Origin of the sequence: Devosia epidermidihirudinis, assembly GCF_000971295.1 — a bacterium.
In the GTDB taxonomy this organism is placed as follows: domain Bacteria; phylum Pseudomonadota; class Alphaproteobacteria; order Rhizobiales; family Devosiaceae; genus Devosia; species Devosia epidermidihirudinis.
In genome coordinates, this window is the sequence record NZ_LANJ01000001.1 from 18680 (window position 1) to 34382 (window position 15703).

Annotated in this window: 15 protein-coding genes; 9 read left to right on the forward strand and 6 right to left on the reverse strand. The window is 62.0% G+C overall.

What is annotated here, in order from left to right; all coding sequences use genetic code 11:
• The first annotated feature begins 115 nt into the window (after window positions 1-115).
• Window positions 116-1855 carry a thiol reductant ABC exporter subunit CydD gene (gene cydD / locus WH87_RS00085; protein ID WP_046137828.1) on the forward strand — a complete coding sequence of 580 codons (1740 nt, stop codon included), beginning with the start codon at window positions 116-118 and terminating at the stop codon, window positions 1853-1855.
• Window positions 1852-3504, forward strand: coding sequence for a thiol reductant ABC exporter subunit CydC (gene cydC / locus WH87_RS00090; RefSeq protein WP_046137827.1), 1653 nt, complete (start codon window positions 1852-1854; stop codon window positions 3502-3504). Before cydD ends, cydC begins: the two co-directional genes overlap by 4 nt.
• On the opposite strand, the gene WH87_RS00095 is transcribed toward cydC, so the two are convergent.
• The gene (locus WH87_RS00095; RefSeq protein ID WP_046137826.1) at window positions 3501-4220 is read right to left on the reverse strand and encodes a Crp/Fnr family transcriptional regulator; all 720 of its coding nucleotides are present in this window, start codon (window positions 4218-4220) and stop codon (window positions 3501-3503) included. The two genes, cydC and WH87_RS00095, sit on opposite strands and share 4 nt — an antisense overlap.
• Window positions 4221-4385: 165 nt before the next feature.
• Here WH87_RS00095 and WH87_RS00100 point away from each other — a divergent pair, with 165 nt between their 5' ends.
• The 3 genes from WH87_RS00100 to WH87_RS00110 are packed head-to-tail and all read left to right on the forward strand — an operon-like array spanning window position 4386 to window position 7251.
• Window positions 4386-6644, forward strand: coding sequence for a heavy metal translocating P-type ATPase (locus WH87_RS00100; RefSeq protein WP_052726235.1), 2259 nt, complete (start codon window positions 4386-4388; stop codon window positions 6642-6644).
• Window positions 6641-7048: a Cu(I)-responsive transcriptional regulator gene (gene cueR, locus WH87_RS00105; protein WP_046137825.1), complete on the forward strand. Its 408-nt coding sequence runs from the start codon at window positions 6641-6643 to the stop codon at window positions 7046-7048. The genes WH87_RS00100 and cueR overlap by 4 nt, the downstream gene beginning before the upstream one ends.
• A gap of 2 nt (window positions 7049-7050) precedes the next feature.
• Window positions 7051-7251 carry a heavy-metal-associated domain-containing protein gene (locus tag WH87_RS00110; protein ID WP_046137824.1) on the forward strand — a complete coding sequence of 67 codons (201 nt, stop codon included), beginning with the start codon at window positions 7051-7053 and terminating at the stop codon, window positions 7249-7251.
• Window positions 7252-7387: 136 nt separating this feature from the next.
• Here the strand turns inward: WH87_RS00110 and WH87_RS00115 are convergent, their stop codons facing one another.
• The 4 genes from WH87_RS00115 to WH87_RS00130 form a co-directional block, all read right to left on the reverse strand.
• On the reverse strand, window positions 7388-8101 hold the full coding sequence (locus WH87_RS00115; protein ID WP_046137823.1) for a DUF1428 domain-containing protein: 714 nt from the start codon (window positions 8099-8101) through the stop codon (window positions 7388-7390).
• Window positions 8102-8266: 165 nt separating this feature from the next.
• On the reverse strand, window positions 8267-9217 hold the full coding sequence (locus WH87_RS00120) for a substrate-binding domain-containing protein (protein WP_046137822.1): 951 nt from the start codon (window positions 9215-9217) through the stop codon (window positions 8267-8269).
• A gap of 49 nt (window positions 9218-9266) precedes the next feature.
• Window positions 9267-10271, reverse strand: a complete 1005-nt coding sequence (locus tag WH87_RS00125) for an ABC transporter permease (RefSeq protein WP_046137821.1) — start codon at window positions 10269-10271, stop codon at window positions 9267-9269.
• Window positions 10252-11793 carry a sugar ABC transporter ATP-binding protein gene (locus WH87_RS00130; RefSeq protein ID WP_046137820.1) on the reverse strand — a complete coding sequence of 514 codons (1542 nt, stop codon included), beginning with the start codon at window positions 11791-11793 and terminating at the stop codon, window positions 10252-10254. Before WH87_RS00130 ends, WH87_RS00125 begins: the two co-directional genes overlap by 20 nt.
• 196 nt (window positions 11794-11989) lie before the next feature.
• Between WH87_RS00130 and WH87_RS00135 the strand changes: the two genes are divergently transcribed.
• Window positions 11990-13015 (forward strand): LacI family DNA-binding transcriptional regulator, encoded by a 1026-nt coding sequence (locus tag WH87_RS00135; protein ID WP_046137819.1) that lies wholly within the window; start codon window positions 11990-11992, stop codon window positions 13013-13015.
• Here WH87_RS00135 and copM read toward each other — a convergent pair.
• Window positions 13012-13362, reverse strand: coding sequence for a CopM family metallochaperone (copM, locus tag WH87_RS00140; protein WP_046137818.1), 351 nt, complete (start codon window positions 13360-13362; stop codon window positions 13012-13014). The two genes, WH87_RS00135 and copM, sit on opposite strands and share 4 nt — an antisense overlap.
• A gap of 2 nt (window positions 13363-13364) precedes the next feature.
• On the opposite strand from copM, the gene WH87_RS00145 reads away from it, so the two are divergent.
• Genes WH87_RS00145 through WH87_RS00155 form a run of 3 tightly spaced genes read left to right on the forward strand, consistent with a single transcriptional unit; the run spans window position 13365 to window position 15701 of the window.
• Window positions 13365-13748, forward strand: a complete 384-nt coding sequence (locus WH87_RS00145) for an ArsR/SmtB family transcription factor (RefSeq protein ID WP_342667158.1) — start codon at window positions 13365-13367, stop codon at window positions 13746-13748.
• 14 nt (window positions 13749-13762) lie between these two features.
• Window positions 13763-14503: a precorrin-6A synthase (deacetylating) gene (gene cobF / locus WH87_RS00150; protein ID WP_046137817.1), complete on the forward strand. Its 741-nt coding sequence runs from the start codon at window positions 13763-13765 to the stop codon at window positions 14501-14503.
• A 43-nt stretch (window positions 14504-14546) separates the two neighbouring features.
• The gene (locus WH87_RS00155) at window positions 14547-15701 is read left to right on the forward strand and encodes a hypothetical protein (RefSeq protein WP_052726234.1); all 1155 of its coding nucleotides are present in this window, start codon (window positions 14547-14549) and stop codon (window positions 15699-15701) included.
• Window positions 15702-15703: the final 2 nt, after the last annotated feature.

A 15703-nucleotide genomic window follows, 5' to 3' on the forward strand; every position in this document is an offset into this window, starting at 1 on the left:
GGCCGTCACTGCGCACTCTTTGCCCCCAGAGACTTGCGCATGCATTGATTCAGATCAAGCCACGTTGCGGCGATTGGTCTAGGGGTGGGTGGGGCATAGGATTGCGACAGGTAATATGACGACTAAAGCTCCCGACCAAAGCAGGCTAGACGGCAAAACCCTGTCAGGCCTGCGCCGTTTCGGCGGTGGCTGGCTCTATGTGGCCATTGGCGCGCCCCTGCTCGGCGGCGCCCTTCTGGTCTGGCAGGCGTGGATTCTGTCCAGCGTTGTCGGCGATGCCATTCAGGATGGGGCCTCGCTCGATGTGCTGGCGCCGGGCGTCATCACCATTCTCGCCCTGCTGCTGGTGCGCGCCGCGCTCTCGGCCATTGGTGACCGTGCGGGCACCGCTGGCTCCGAGGCCATTAAGCGCACCGTGCGGAGCCTGCTGTTCTCAAACCTGTTGTCACGGTCGCCCCGCGCTGCCGATCAGCCGCAATCGGGCGCCGCCGCTGCCGCCATCATCGATCAGGTCGAAGCCCTCGACGGGTTCTTCGCCAAATACCTCCCCGCCATGATCCAGGCCGGGCTGCTCCCCATCGCCTTTGGCGCGATCATCCTGCCGCTCGATTGGCTGGCCGGGTTGCTGTTCCTCATCACCGCGCCGCTCATTCCAATCTTCATGGCGCTGGTGGGCTGGGGCGCTCAGATCGCCACCGACCGTCAGGCCCGCGCCCTGTCCATTCTCACCGGACGGTTTGCCGATCGCCTGCGCGGTCTGCTGACTCTCAAGCTGTTTGGCCGCGATCAGGCTGAAACCGCTGGCATCGTTTCGGCCAGTGACGAGCTGCGCAAGCGCACCCTCAAGGTGCTGCGCATCGCCTTTCTGTCCTCGGCCGTGCTCGAGTTCTTCGCGGCGCTCGGGGTGGCGGGTGTCGCTCTTTATATAGGGCTCACCTTCATCGAGTTCCTCCACCTGCGCTCGAGCCCGATGACGCTGCAGCTTGGCCTCTTCCTGCTGCTGATGGCGCCCGAGGTTTACAACCCGCTGCGCCTGCTCGCCGCGCACTATCATGACCGCGCCTCGGCCAAGGCCGCCATTGGCGAAATCGAAGCTCAGCTTGGCAAGCTCCCGACCGAGATCGTCCCTCTCGCCGACGCGCCGCACTCGCACCAGACGTCGGCCCTTGGCCTCACTCTCGCTGGGTTGACCCTGCGCACGCCAGATCGTGCTCGGGTTATCCTCTCTGATGCCAAGCTCACCGTCGCTCCTGGCGAACACGTTGCTTTGCTCGGCCCCAGCGGCATTGGCAAGTCGACCCTGCTCGAAGCCATTGCCCGCCTGCGCGATTACGATGGTCAGATCGATATCGGTCAGCGCCCCCTCACCGACTGGGCCGAAAACGACCTGCGCGATGGGATCACCATGCTGGGTCAAAAGCCGCGCATTTTCGCTGGCAGCATGGCCGACAATATCGCCCTCGCCCGCCCCAATGCGACCGCTGCCGAAATCCGCCGCGCCGCCGAGCTGGCCCATGTCGCCGCGTTTGCCGACGCACTGCCCGAGGGTCTCGATACCCTCTTGGGGGATGGTGGCCTTGGCCTTTCCGGTGGCCAGGTTCAGCGCATTGCCCTCGCCCGCATCTATCTGCGCGACGCGGGGCTGATCCTTCTCGATGAGCCGACCGCCCATCTCGATGCTGCTCTCGAAGCCGCCGTGCTCGATGACCTGCAGCGTTTCGCGCGCGGACGCACCCTGATCATCGCCACCCATTCCGAGGCTGTCGCCAGCCGCATGGGCAAGGCCTGGCGCATAGCGGGTGAGTCCTTGTTATCCACCCCCATGCCGGCCAATGCTAAAAGGAGTATCGCATGAAAGCGCTCCTCACCTTCCGCAAGCTGTTTGCACAGCAGGCTCGCGGTTTGGCCCTCGCTTTGCTGCTGTCGCTGATTGCGGTGGCCTCGGGCGTCGCCCTTCTGGGCACCTCTGGTTGGTTCATTACCGCAGCAGCCCTCACCACAGCCGGTTTGGCCTTCAATCTCTTCGTGCCATCCTCGATGGTGCGGGGCTTTTCATTTATCCGCATTTTGGCCCGATATGGTGAACGGCTGTCGGGGCATAATGCTACCCTGAAGCTACTGTCTGACATTCGTGGCTGGCTGTTCGCGCGCCTCTTCCCCCGCCTGCCGCTGCGCGACCGCAGCCTGCGTCATGGCGACCTCGTCAGCCGCCTCACCGCCGATGTCGACGCCCTCGACACCGCCTTTCTCGTGGCCATCGGCCCCATCGTCGCAGCTGTTATTATCGGGCTGACACTGACCACCGTTCTGGGTTTCCTGCTGCCACTGGCCGCCATTGTCTATGGCCTCAGCTTTGCCCTCGCGGTCATCGTTGTCCCCGTCGCTTTGGTCATCGCCAGCCGCACCGCTGGCAAACTCAATGTTGCCCGCGCTGCCGATGCCCGCGCTGCCGTTCTCGACGGCATTGAAGGCCATGCCGATCTCACCATTTTCGGCGTTCTCGGCACCGCCCAGTCGGGCTTTACCGCGACGGCGCAGCGCCTTAGCGACGCCAAGGGGCAGCTCTCGACCCTCACCGCAGCTGCCGGTTTTGCCGTGCAGGCTCTCGCCGCCATCGCCCTTATCGGCTCGCTTTGGCTCGGTCTACAGGCGCTCTCTGCCGATCAGATCGACGGTGCCGTTCTGGCGGGTCTGCTCCTGGCTATCCTCGGTAGTTTCGAGGCCACCAGCGCCATCGTCCGCTCGGTCGGCAAGCTCACCACCGCCATGGCCGCTGCCGAACGTCTCACCGCCATCGCCGAAGGCCCTATCCTCGTCAGCGATCCAGTTTCGCCCGCCGCCCTGCCCGCCGACACCACCATCGCCGTCAACGGCGTCAGCTTCGCCTATGATGGTGGCGCGCCCGTGCTCAGCGAGACTAGCCTCACTGTCGCCCCCGGCGAACATGTCGCCATTGTCGGCCCGAGCGGCGCCGGAAAGTCCAGTCTTCTCAGCCTCTTGCTGCGACTCGCCGATCCACAGGCTGGCCAGATCACCCTGGGCGGCACGGACCTGATGGCACTCAACCAGGCCGACGTGCACAGGAGCATGGCTCTCCTCAGCCAGGACAGCCCGCTGTTCAACGACTCTATCCGCGCCAACCTGCTGATCGCCAACGAGAATGCGGACGATGACGCGCTGTGGGATAGCCTTTCCAGCGCCGGGATTGCTGACTTTATCCGCGCCCTGCCCAATGGGCTGCATACTGTGGTCGGTGAAGGCGGTCGCACGGTCTCGGTTGGACAGGCTCGTCGCCTCTGCCTCGCCCGCGCCCTGCTCTCGGACGCGCCGATCCTGCTGCTGGATGAGCCCACTTCAGCGCTCGACCGGGTTGCAGAGGTCGGGTTCTTTGAAACGCTCCGCACGGCCGCACGCGGTCGCACGGTTATCGTGGTGACACACGCCGCCATTCCAGATGGCAGCGTGGATCGCGTGGTGACGATGGGAAACGGTCGGCTGGTTTAGCCGCAGCGTACGCGCAGACGCGCGATGTCGGGAACCGAGACATGACGATAATTCTCGATCTCTATCACGCCGTCGGCCTTGAGCTTGCTCACCTGGCGACTGACCGTTTCGATGGTCAGCCCAAGGAAGTCGCCAATGTCGGCGCGGCTCAGCGGCAGGTCAAACGTCGTGACTTCGCCTTGGGCGGGGTCGATGTGGCTGGCGATGAGATAGAGGAAGCTCGCGACCTTCTCGGCGGCGGTCTTGCGGCCCAGCGTCACCATCCAGTCACGCGCCTCGTCAAGCTCGCGCAGCGTCTGCAGCATGATGCGATGTTCCAGCGCCGGGTTCTCCCGCACCAGGTTCTCCATAGCAGCCTTGGGCACCATGCAGAGATCGACATCGGAGGCCGCTTCCGCCGCCACACGGCTTTCCTTGGCAAACAGCCGCCCCAGCAAATCAGGCGCAAATTGCAGCCCAACAACCTGCTGGCGACCATCTTCCAGAACCTTGGACAGCTTGATCACCCCGCGCAGCACATTGCCATAGCCGGTAATTGGCATGGCATCGCCCAATAGTTCTTCCCCGGCGGCATGATGCACACGACGGGTCTGGCGCGCGAGCTGCGTCAATTGTTCGGGAGAAAGGGCGCCGCAAATCCCCTGATGGCGGGACTCGCAACTTTGGCAGAGGATCGGCAGATCAGAATTGTGAATGTCGTTGCGGACGGGCTGCATGGGTGGCGCCTCCTGACCGCCTCGATATAGTGCCAACTGATCAGCACTTTAAGCTGCGCAACTGTCGCAGTGCCAACCTGCCGCAGTCAATGGGCAACCTTGAATTGAGCCCTTGACCTTCCCATCATTGGAAGGTCTATATGCTGTTGGACGAGGTAAAAAACCATGAACGAACACGTCCACACCAAGCCAGTTTCCATCGATATTGAAGGCATGACCTGCGCCTCCTGCGTGTCGCGGGTCGAGCGGGCTCTGCTCAAGGTGCCATCGGTCACAGCGGCGTCGGTCAATCTGGCGACGGAACGCGCGACCGTGCATTTACATGATCACAGCGAGATGGCTGCCGTGCTCGGCGCCATCGAAAAAGCCGGTTACAAGGGCAGCAAGACGCCCGAAAGCCACGACGCGCACGATCATTCGCACCATCACCACGATGAGGACGCAGCGATCCTGCGCCGCGACGTACTAATCGCGGGCATCCTCACGCTTCCCCTCTTCGTGCTCGAAATGGGCAGCCACCTTTATATGCCCATGCATATGTGGCTGATCAGCATCGTGCCGCAGCAGACGCTCTATATCGCCTATTTCATCCTCACCAGCATCGTGCTGTTCGTGCCCGGCTGGCGCTTCTTCAAGATCGGCATTCCGGCCCTGCTGCGCGGCGCGCCAGAGATGAACTCGCTGGTCGCCCTCGGCGCGGGCGCGGCCTATCTCTATTCAGTCGTCGTCACCTTCGCCCCGCAGGTTCTGCCCGCCCAGACGCAATACGTCTATTATGAAGCGGCGGCGGTCATCGTCACGCTGATCCTGGTTGGCCGTTGGCTCGAAGCCCTTGCCAAGGGCCGCACTGGCGAAGCCATTCAGCGTCTCGTGCGCGAACAGGCCAAGACTGCCCGTGTGCAGCGCAATGGCGCTATTGTGGAAGTGGCCATCACCGAGGTTCGTGAGGGCGACATCATCGTCGTCCGCCCCGGCGAAAAGATCGCGGTCGATGGTGAAGTTGTCGAAGGCTCCAGCCACGTCAACGAGTCCATGATCTCGGGCGAGCCCCTCCCCGTCTCCAAGACCGTTGGCGCTACCGTCATCGGCGGCACCCTCAACACCTCGGGCAGCTTCAACTTTCGCGCCACCAAGGTGGGCGGCGACACCATGCTGGCGCAGATCATCCGCATGGTCGAAGAGGCCCAGGGCGGCAAACTGCCGATCCAGCAGGTCGTCGACAAGATCACCCTATGGTTCGTCCCTGCCGTGATTGCGCTGGCCATCCTGACCTTTGCCATCTGGACCATCTGGGGCCCAACGCCCGCCTATGTCTTCGGTCTGGTCAATGCCGTTGCCGTGCTGATCATCGCCTGCCCATGTGCCATGGGCCTTGCCACGCCAACCTCGATCATGGTCGGCACCGGCCGGGCTGCGGAGTTGGGCGTGCTGTTCCGCAAGAGCGAAGCACTGCAGCAGTTGCGCGACGCCAAGGTTGTGGCCTTCGACAAGACCGGCACCCTGACATCGGGCAAGCCTTCGCTGACCGATCTCATCCTCGATGATGATTTCGAGCACGATGACGTGCTGGCCCTCGTGGCCGCCGTCGAGGCCAAGTCGGAGCACCCGATAGCCGAAGCCATTGTTGCTGCTGCCGAAAAGGGCGGACTGAAGCTTGGCACCGTGACGGACTTTGAGTCAGTCGCCGGCAATGGCGTGCGGGCTCGGGTGGATGGACGGCTGGTGTCGATCGGCTCACAGCGTCATCTGTCGCACCTCGATTTCTCTGATTTCAACGCCGCCATCGACAAGCTCGCCGATGAGGGCAAGACCCCGGTCTTTGCCGCCATCGACGACAAGCTCGCCGCCGCCATCGTGGTTGCCGATACCATCAAGCCGACCAGCAAGGCCGTCATCGCCGCGCTGCACGCGATGGGGCTGAAGACAGCAATGATCTCAGGGGACAACAAGCGTACCGCCGCAGCGATTGCCCGTGAACTGGGGATCGATGAAGTCCGCGCCGAGGTGCTGCCGGCCGACAAGGTGGCCGCGCTTAAGTCGCTCCGTGCCCTCGGCAAGGTCGCCTATGTCGGCGACGGCATCAACGACGCTCCTGCCCTGGCTGAAGCCGATGTTGGCATCGCGGTGGGCACCGGCACCGATGCGGCCATCGAAAGCGCCGACGTCGTGTTGCTGGGTGGTGATCTCAAGGGCGTGCTCAACGCCTTCACCATCAGCCGCGCCACGATGAAGAACATCTGGGAAAACCTGTTCTGGGCGTTTGGCTACAACGTCCTGCTGATCCCGGTGGCCGCTGGCGTGCTCTATCCTGCCTTCGGCATCCTGCTCTCGCCCATGATCGGGGCGGGCGCGATGGCCCTGTCGAGCGTCTTCGTCGTCGGCAATGCGCAGCGTCTGCGCGCAGTCAAAGGAGTGCAGCTGTGAACATTGGTGAAGCCTCCAACGTCTCGGGCGTTTCGGCCAAGATGATCCGCTACTACGAATCCATCGGCCTGATCCGCCCGCCCCTGCGCACCGACAGCAACTACCGCGTTTACGGGGATGACGAGGTGCATGTGCTGCGCTTCGTCAAACGCGCCCGGACCCTGGGCTTCTCGGTGGAGGAAACCTCCACCCTCCTCGGGCTCTGGCAGGACAAGTCCCGCGCCAGCGCCGAGGTCAAGGATATCGCAACCGGACATATCACGGCCCTCGAAACCAAAATCGCCGAGCTGCAGGGCATGGTCAAAACCCTCAAGCACCTCGCCCATTGCTGCGGCGGCGACAACCGACCCGACTGCCCGATCCTTGATGATCTGGCTGGCGAACCCACACCGAAAGGACACTAAAAATGAGCGACAAGACCACCTTCACCGTCAATGACATGACCTGCGGCCACTGCGTCGGCACCGTGCGAAAGGCGCTCGAAGAAGCCTTGCCTGGCGCCGAAATCTCGGTCGACCTGGCAAGCCACAAGGTTAGCTTCACGGGCGACCGTTCGGTGGGTGAAGAAGCCATCAAGGAAGCCGGCTACACGCCAGAAGCGGCGTAAGGATACCCCCTCCCAACCTCCCCCTGAAAGGGGGAGGAGCTAGCTTTGTGATTGCCTTCGATCCCGCCAAATACTCTGCCCGGATTCCTCCCCCTTTTCAGGGGGAGGCTAGGTTGGGGTACTCTCCCCCTTCCCCTCACACATCCAGCAACGGCGTAAACCCACCAAACACCCGACGATGCTCATCGCCCGGCGAGTTATCCTCCATCATGCGCGGGTCGTTCATCACCTTTTCCCAGGCCGCATCGCGTGCGGCCTTAGATGGCCACTCCAGAAACGAGAATACCACCGTTTCATCGGCCGTCGCGTTCACCGCCTTCTTGAAATCGGTCAACGTGCCATCGGGCACATTATCACCCCACGCATCGACGAACCGCAGCGCGCCCAATTCCTCGAAAATGACGGCCTGCCGCTTCAATTGGGCGAGATAATCGTCCTTTCGGGCGGTCTTGACCGGCAGCAGGGAGCCGTCGAAATATCCCGTCTTTCCACCAGCACCATGATCGTATAGCGCCTCGAAGCCGCCATAGATCATACGCGCACCGTCGAACGGCATCGTGCTACCCATCTCCGCCATACGCGGATCGTCCATCATCCTGGCGCTGGCCGCATCAGCAACCGCTCTGCTGGGGAATTCCTGCCAGGAAAAGACGATGACTTCGTCCGGCTTGGCCTGCACGGCGCGACGGAAGTCGGTCACCTCGCCGCCCATGACGTCATCCTCCCAGGCATCTACCAGCCTGGTCGCACCGAAGGACTTGAACATCTCCACCGAGGCGCTGCCGAAATCCTTGTAGGCCTGCTTGTTGGCGGTCGGAACCGCCGCTACGAAACCAGCAAAATATGTCATGACAGTCTCCCTTGTTTCGTCCGTGACCGAACCAGCCCGGCCCCGGAAGAGCTCCAGACGGAAGCCTGACAGCAAAACACGTCAGCCGAAAGGCGGCGCGATACGAAGCTGGAAACAAAAAAGGGGCGCCCGGAGGGCGCCCCTTCGAACTCGTTGATCAGCCGATCAGAATGGGCTGTCTGCGTCGAGGAAACGAGCAGCGTTGTCCTTGGTGATCAGGGTCGAGTCGAGGATGTAGCGACCAGAAACCTGAACATTGCTGACGAGGTGAGCAGTGGTCAGCTCGATCGCGGTTGCGATCATGGCTGGGCTGTAGCTCACATCCACTGGGGTCAGCTTGTCGCCGGCAGCAACGCGCTGCAGGATCTGCTGCATGCCAGCGCCACCAACCACGAACATGTCATTCTCACGACCAGCCTGACGGATGGCTTCGATGGCGCCGAGGGAGATGTCGTCGTCCTGGGTCCACACGCCCTTGATGTCTGGGAAGCGGGTCAGGAAGTCCTGCATCACCTTGAAGCCGTCATCGCGGTTCCAGTTGGCGAATTCGTGAGCGAGCACGTTGAGCTTGGTGCCTTCGATGCCGCCCATGAAGCCGTCAAAACGCTGCTGGTCGATCGGGATCGGCAGGCCGCGCAGGATGACGATGTTGCCGCCTTCTGGCAGAACTTCCTTGAAGTAAGCGGCAGCGTTGGCGCCCAGACCTGGGTTGTCACCAGCGACGTAAAGGTTTTCGACGCCGTTGATCGAGAGCTGACGATCAACCACGGTGACGAACTTGCCGCCGTCTTTGACCTGCTTGATAGCCGAAGTCATCGCGTCTGGATCGCCTGGCAGAATGACCAGTGCGTCGATGTTGCGGGTCGCAACCATGTCTTCGATGTCAGCGATCTGCTTTGGCGAATCTGGTGCCGAAGCGAATACGAAGTCGACATTTGGATAGGTGGTGCTGAGGCGATCGATAGCCTGCTGGGCGAAGTAGTTCACGCCACCAGTCCAACCATGGGTAGCAGCCGGAACCGACACACCGATGGTGACCTTGTCCTGCGCCACAGCGGCGCCACCCAGGCTGCCCGCGATCACTGCCGCGGCCAGGATAGATTTAGTCAGCTTCATTGTAGTCCTCCCTAAGTGCCCGTTTTGGGCGATGTAAACTCGTGGATACCTAGCCGTTGCGACGACCCCGTTGCAGCAGCACGGCAAGGATGATGATGACGCCCTGGAATGCCCCGTTGAGATACGGGCTGATCAGGCTCTGAAGATTGAGAATGTTGCCGATGAGACCGAGGATCACGACGCCCACAACGGTGCCCCAAACCCGGCCGTGGCCGCCCTTGAGCATCGTGCCACCGATGATCACGCCAGCGATGGCTTCCAGTTCCCACAGCACGCCCGTCGTGCTCGATGCCGAGCCAAGACGCGGCACATAAAGCAGCACGGCAACACCAACCAGCACGCCCTGCAGGATGTAGGTCAGCAGGCGGACGTTATCGACGTTGATCGAGGAATAGCGGGCAACCTGCTCATTGGAGCCGATGGCGGCACAATGGCGACCAAACGTGGTGCGGCGCATGACAATTTCACCAGCAATCGCGACAACGGCGAAGACGATGATCGGATAGGGAACGCCCAGCAGGCCATCGTAGTAGACCGGACGATAGACGTCGGCGACTTGGAAATTCAGCGACAGCGTTCCACCATTGGCGAGGAACGTCACCAGCGAGCGGAAGATGCCCATGGTGCCGAGCGTCACGATGAACGCTTCGATGCGCCCACGCGTAATCATCATGCCGTTAAAAACGCCCGCCACGCCGCCCAGCAGGATACCCGCGAGCATGCCAGCAAGAACCACGCTCCAGCCAATGCCCAGCGAAGGGATCAGCCAGTTCATGACCATGATCATAACGCCGGCAATCACGGCGGCCATCGAGCCGACGGACAGGTCCAGTCCACCGGCCGTGATGACGAATGTCGCGCCAATGGCGATGATGCCGATGAACGACGAACGCGCCAGAACGTTGGTCAGGTTATTGTAGGTAAAGAAATTCTCGTTGAGCGTAATGCCCAGCAGAACCAGAAGCGCCAGCGCCAGCAAAGGGCCTGCAGTTTTCAGGTCGATGCGAAAGCCACGCGCGGGTTTCCCTGCGGTCTCAGGCGCTGATGCGGTCATTATGTCCACTCTGTTTAATGCCAGCGGCGTACCGCATGATTTCTCCCTCGGTGATCTCAGCGCCTTCCAGAACGCCGGCCAACCGCCCCTCGCGCATCACCACCACGCGGTGGCTTAGCCCGATCACTTCCTGCATCTCCGAGGAGATGACGATGATCGATTTTCCCTCTGCGGCCAGCGCCGCAATGATGTGATAAATTTGCTGCTTGGTGCCCACATCGATGCCGCGCGTCGGCTCATCCATGATGATGATGTCCGGCTCGGTCTCCATGGTCTTGCCCAGCATCAGCTTCTGCTGATTGCCGCCCGACAGACGGCCAACGGCCACCGTTGCATCACGCGCCCGGATATCGAAGCGGCGCACGGCACGTTCCAGCGCCTTCTCCTCGCTGCTCGGATCAAGGAAGCCACCCTTGAGGTGTTTCTTGAGCGTCAGCAGCGTCAGATTTGGGCGCAGGCCCATATTGAGCAGCAGCCCCTTACCCTTACGGTCCTTGGTCATATAGGCCAGGCCTGCATCGACCGACTGAGCAACCTGGGTGAAGTTGGCGGGCTGCCCCTCAACTTCAATCGCGCCCGAGTCACGATGCGACAGACCAACAATGGCTTCGGCGACCGCCGTGCGGCCTGAGCCGATCAGGCCGGCAAAGCCGAGTATCTCGCCCTTGCGCAGATCGAACGACACATCCTTGACGCCCTTGGCGACCAGATTGTGTACCGACAGCACCAAAGGCGCGTCGACATCTGGCTCGTGCTTGGGCGGATAAAGATTGGAAAGCTCGCGGCCCACCATCATCTGGGCGATCGAGTCTGGGGTCAGCGCTTCCGTGCCTACCGTTGCGATCAGCTGGCCATCACGCAGCACGGTGACGCGGCGGGCCAGTTCCATGATTTCGTCGAGCTTGTGGGAGATGAAAATCACCGCCACGCCGCGTGCCGTCAGGCGGCGGATTTGTTCGAACAAGGTCTGGGTTTCGCCTACAGACAGCACTGCCGTTGGCTCATCCATGACGAGCACACGCGCGTCGCGGCTGATGGCCTTGGCGATTTCCACCATCTGCTTGTCGGCCACGGACAGCGTGTTGATGCGCGCATCCGGATCGACATTGACGTGCAGGGTCTGCATCACCTCGGCGGCCCGGCGGCGCATCTCGGCGACGTCGAGAAAACCGAACTTCTTGAGCTCGCGACCAAGGAAGATGGAGTCGGCGACCGTCAGGTGCTCAGCCAGGTTGAGTTCCTGGTGGATCAGCACGATGCCCATGGCCTCTGCCCCGCCATTGGGCGGAAGCGTGACGACCTTGCCATCATAGCTGATGCTGCCAGAGGTCGGCTGTTCGAAGCCGGACAAAATCTTGATGAGGGTCGATTTGCCCGCGCCGTTTTCGCCAATGATGGCGTGCACTTCGCCGGGCTTGATATCAAAATCAATGCTGAACAAGACCGGGATTTCGCCGAACGACTTGCTGATCCTGCTCGCAGACAGAATGGCGGACGCAGACGTGCCTTCGGCGCTGGACATGTTCGAAACCCCTCCACGGACGCGCCGGGTTGACCCGATCTCCTCGTCCATGTTTGATGATGTAAAGGTTTTCATGAATGATGTAAAGGTTTACACAAATGGAAAAGCGTATAAGCCTATCGAGAATGTGTGGCGCTGCCCGCGCCATCTGTTAAAGGCAGCGAGAGCGGACGCCATTGGGCGTGCGGGGCACCAATTGCAGCACCACAAATTGGCCACTATCGAGGACGTTGCGGCGATAGCCGGCGTGTCCATCGCCACGGTCAGTCGAGCCATCAACGAACCGACCAAGGTTGCCGACGAAACCCGTCGCCGCGTGACCGAAGCTATTGCGCGCACTGGTTACACAACCAACGCCATGGCCCGTTCGCTGCGCATGCGGCGCTCCAACATGATTCTGATTCTGGCGCCTGACGTGGGCGATCCGAACTTTTCCAACATCCTTGTCGGGCTCGAAACCGAAGCCAGCAAACGCGGCTACGGCGTGCTGATCGGCAATACGCAGAACGACGCTACGCGCGAGACAGACTATCTCCGCTTCATCAGTTCAAACCAGGCCGATGGGCTGATCCTCTTTACCGGCCACCTGCCTTATGGCTTTGGCCAAGAAGGTGCCGAGGCCCGCCTGCCCCCAATGGTGGCGGTCAATGAACCCGTATCGAACAGTGATGTGCCGTTTGTTGGTGTCGACAACTTCGAAGGCTCGCGCGTCGCGACCGAACACCTGATTTCGCAGGGCCATCGTCGCATCGCCTTTATCGGTCATTCGACCAGCAAGGCCGTCAACATATTGCGCGAGAAAGGCTATCGCGCAGCGCTTGAAGGCCACGGCATTACCGTCGACCCTCGTCTGATTCTTGATGGTGATGGCACAACTGAAAGCGGCCGCGCCGCCACCGAGCATATGTTCGTGCGCGACGTGCTGCCGACAGCATTCTTTTGTGTCAACGACGCCACCGCGCTGGGCGTGATCATCTCGCTCAACGCGCGCCGCTATGACCTGCCGCGCGAATTTTCGGTGATGGGATTCGACGATATTTCGTTCGCCAGCTTCGTTACGCCCTCACTGACAACGATGAAACAGCCGCGCCTCAAGATCGGCGAAGAGGCGATGGACTTGCTGCTAGCCCTGCTGGCAGGCGAAAAGCCCAAGCAGAACGAAGTCCTGCTCAGGGCCGAGCTGATCGTGCGCAATTCGGTGGCGCGCGCTTCGCGGGACTAATAGCCTTTAGAGGCCAACCACTTTTCCATCCACTCGATCTCGGCGTCCTGCGCCGCGATCACCGCTTCAGCCAGCGCCTTGACCTCTGGGTCCGTGCCATATTTCAGCACGATCTTGGCCATTTCGACCGCGCCCTGATGGTGCGGGATCATGCTGCGGATGAAATCCACATCAGCATCCCCGGTCAGCTCCACTGCCATGTCGGCATGCATCGCGGCGTTCGCAGCCTCGTAAGCTGCGGCGGCTTCCGATGGGGCAGTTGCGGCACCGTGCCCGGAATGGTCTTGAGCCATAGACGGCGCGGCAAGGGCCAGGGTGACGGCCAGTGCGATGATAGCAGATTTCATAAATGACGCTCCTCGTGTTTGAGCGACAGCTTTGCGGCTTTCCCCAATGGGAAGGTCAAGCGATTGACCCCACGGGCGCGAATTTGTTACTTAACCCCATGCTTAACCAACCGACCATCGATCAATTATTTCAGGTGCTCGCCGACCCAACCCGGCGCGCCATGATCGAGCGTTTGAGCCTCGCCCCCGCCTCTGTGAGCGAGCTGGCAAAGCCCTTAGACATGTCCTTGCCCGCCGTGGTGCAGCATTTGGCAGCGCTGGAGGCAAGCGGCCTCGTCCGCTCGGAGAAGCTTGGCCGCGTCCGCACCTGCACCCTTCAGCCCGAGGCCCTTGAAGGCGTCGAGCACTGGATCAAAGCGCGCCGCTTGTCAGCGTCTCAGCGTTGAGGCAAGGAACGGGCATGAAGACCATTCTAATCGTCGGCATTGGCACCGGAAACTCTGAGCATCTGACGGTGCAGGCCATCAACGCGCTCAACCGCGCCGATGTGCTGTTTATCCCCGACAAGGGCGAGAGCAAAGCCGATCTGGCCGATCTGCGTCGCGAGATCATCGCGCGCTATGTGACCAATCCCAACAGCCGCACCGTCGATTACGCAGTGCCCAAACGCGATGCCGCCAATCCGGATTACGGCAATGGCGTCGATGATTGGCACGCAGCGCTGGCAACGCGCTTTGCAACGCTGTTGGAAGAAGTCCCCAAAGACGGCCACTGCGCCTTCCTCGTCTGGGGCGATCCCGGCCTTTACGACAGCACAATCCGCATCGTCGACCGGCTCCGTTCCCAGCATGATTTCGCGGTCGAGATCATTCCCGGCATCACCAGCATTCAGGCACTGACCGCCGCCCACGGCATCGCCCTCAATCGCATTGGCGAACCCGTTCATATCACCACCGGCCGCCGCCTCTCCGAAGGCGACCTGCCGAGCGACACCATTGTCATGCTCGACGGCCAGACCGCGTTTACCGGTGTCGATCCCGACCTCAATATATTCTGGGGCGCTTATCTCGGAACTGAGCATGAAATGACCATTTCCGGGCGCGTGGGCGACGTGGCCGAGCGGATCGTTGAGGCCCGCCGCCTCGCCCGCCAGCAACATGGCTGGATCATGGACACCTATCTGCTGCGTCATCGCGACTAGAGACGCAGTTTCCCCCATCGCGCCAATCCGCTAAAGCTGTTCCATGTCCATCGTTCTTCCCATCGCCGCCTACCGCCGCGGCGCCTGTCCGTCGCTCGACGCGCCGATGCAGACCGGCGATGGACTGCTCTCGCGGCTGCGCATCGCTGGCGGGCGGATGAGCCCGGCCCAGCTCTCCGCCATCGCCGCCCTCGCCGCAGAACATGGCAATGGGCTGGTGGAAATCACCGCGCGTGGCAATCTTCAGGTGCGCGGCCTGACGCCAGCGTCAGCAGCGCCGTTCGCCCGCGCCGTCGAGGCTCTCATCGCAATCGAGCGCGGCCTCGTCGTCGAAACACCGCCATTGGCCGGCGACGACCCTACGGAAATTGCCGACCCGCGCCCCCTCGCCGCCTCCATCCGCGCTGCCTCGGTTTTGCTGGCAGCCCGTTTGGGTCCAAAGGTGACGGTTGTGGTCGATGGCAATGGCCGGTTGAATCGCTCCCAGCTCAAGGCCGACATTCGCCTGACCGCCATTGGCTCGGACCAGTGGGCCTGCGCTGTGGGCACGCGCAGCGATGTCATCCTGCGCAATGAGGCGCTGATGGTGACCTTGCGCGCGCTGCGCGAAATTGCCGATATCGGCCTTGGGGCGCGCGCCACCGATCTTCCGGGCAGGGCTGTCTTGCCGCGCCGGACCAAGAACATCTCACCGATTGGCGCCTTTGCCCTGCGCCGGGGCAATGCAATCGGCATCGCTCTGCCCTTTGGCAGCAGCGATCAGGCTACGCTCGCCGCGTTGGCGGACGTTGCAATGTCACATGGCATCACTGAATTCCGCCTTGCGCCCCACCACGCCCTGCTGGCCATCGGCGCTCCGGCAGACTTTGCCAGCGACGCGGCCGCATTGGGCTTCATCACCGACGCTGCCGATCCCCGCTGTCGCATCAGCGCCTGTATCGGCAACCAAGGCTGCGCATCTGGCTACATTCCCGCCCGGATCATTGCCGCGCGCCTGGCGCCTGTGCTGCCGCCCGGCCAGACTTTGCATGTTTCGGGCTGTGCCAAGGGCTGTGCCCATCCGCGCCGGGCCAATGTGACGCTGGTGGGTCAGGTCGATGGCTATGGCCTTGTCATCGACGGGCTGGCAGGCGATACGCCACAGGCGCTGCTGGGTGCGGATCAACTCGAAGCCGCGCTGACGGCCCCGCTAGGATGACG

Bases quoted from the DNA above. Each gene is read 5' to 3' on its own strand.
- WH87_RS00130 (WP_046137820.1), bottom strand. From the start codon at position 11,793: ATGTCCAGCGCCGAAGGCACGTCTGCGTCCGCCATTCTGTCTGCGAGC.
- WH87_RS00115 (WP_046137823.1), bottom strand. From the start codon at position 8,101: ATGACATATTTTGCTGGTTTCGTAGCGGCGGTTCCGACCGCCAACAAG.
- WH87_RS00100 (WP_052726235.1), top strand. From the start codon at position 4,386: ATGAACGAACACGTCCACACCAAGCCAGTTTCCATCGATATTGAAGGC.
- cydD (WP_046137828.1), top strand. From the start codon at position 116: ATGACGACTAAAGCTCCCGACCAAAGCAGGCTAGACGGCAAAACCCTG.
- WH87_RS00110 (WP_046137824.1), top strand. From the start codon at position 7,051: ATGAGCGACAAGACCACCTTCACCGTCAATGACATGACCTGCGGCCAC.
- copM (WP_046137818.1), bottom strand. From the start codon at position 13,362: ATGAAATCTGCTATCATCGCACTGGCCGTCACCCTGGCCCTTGCCGCG.
- cobF (WP_046137817.1), top strand. From the start codon at position 13,763: ATGAAGACCATTCTAATCGTCGGCATTGGCACCGGAAACTCTGAGCAT.
- WH87_RS00095 (WP_046137826.1), bottom strand. From the start codon at position 4,220: ATGCAGCCCGTCCGCAACGACATTCACAATTCTGATCTGCCGATCCTC.
- cydC (WP_046137827.1), top strand. From the start codon at position 1,852: ATGAAAGCGCTCCTCACCTTCCGCAAGCTGTTTGCACAGCAGGCTCGC.
- WH87_RS00145 (WP_342667158.1), top strand. From the start codon at position 13,365: ATGACGCTCCTCGTGTTTGAGCGACAGCTTTGCGGCTTTCCCCAATGG.
- WH87_RS00120 (WP_046137822.1), bottom strand. From the start codon at position 9,217: ATGAAGCTGACTAAATCTATCCTGGCCGCGGCAGTGATCGCGGGCAGC.
- WH87_RS00125 (WP_046137821.1), bottom strand. From the start codon at position 10,271: ATGACCGCATCAGCGCCTGAGACCGCAGGGAAACCCGCGCGTGGCTTT.
- WH87_RS00155 (WP_052726234.1), top strand. From the start codon at position 14,547: ATGTCCATCGTTCTTCCCATCGCCGCCTACCGCCGCGGCGCCTGTCCG.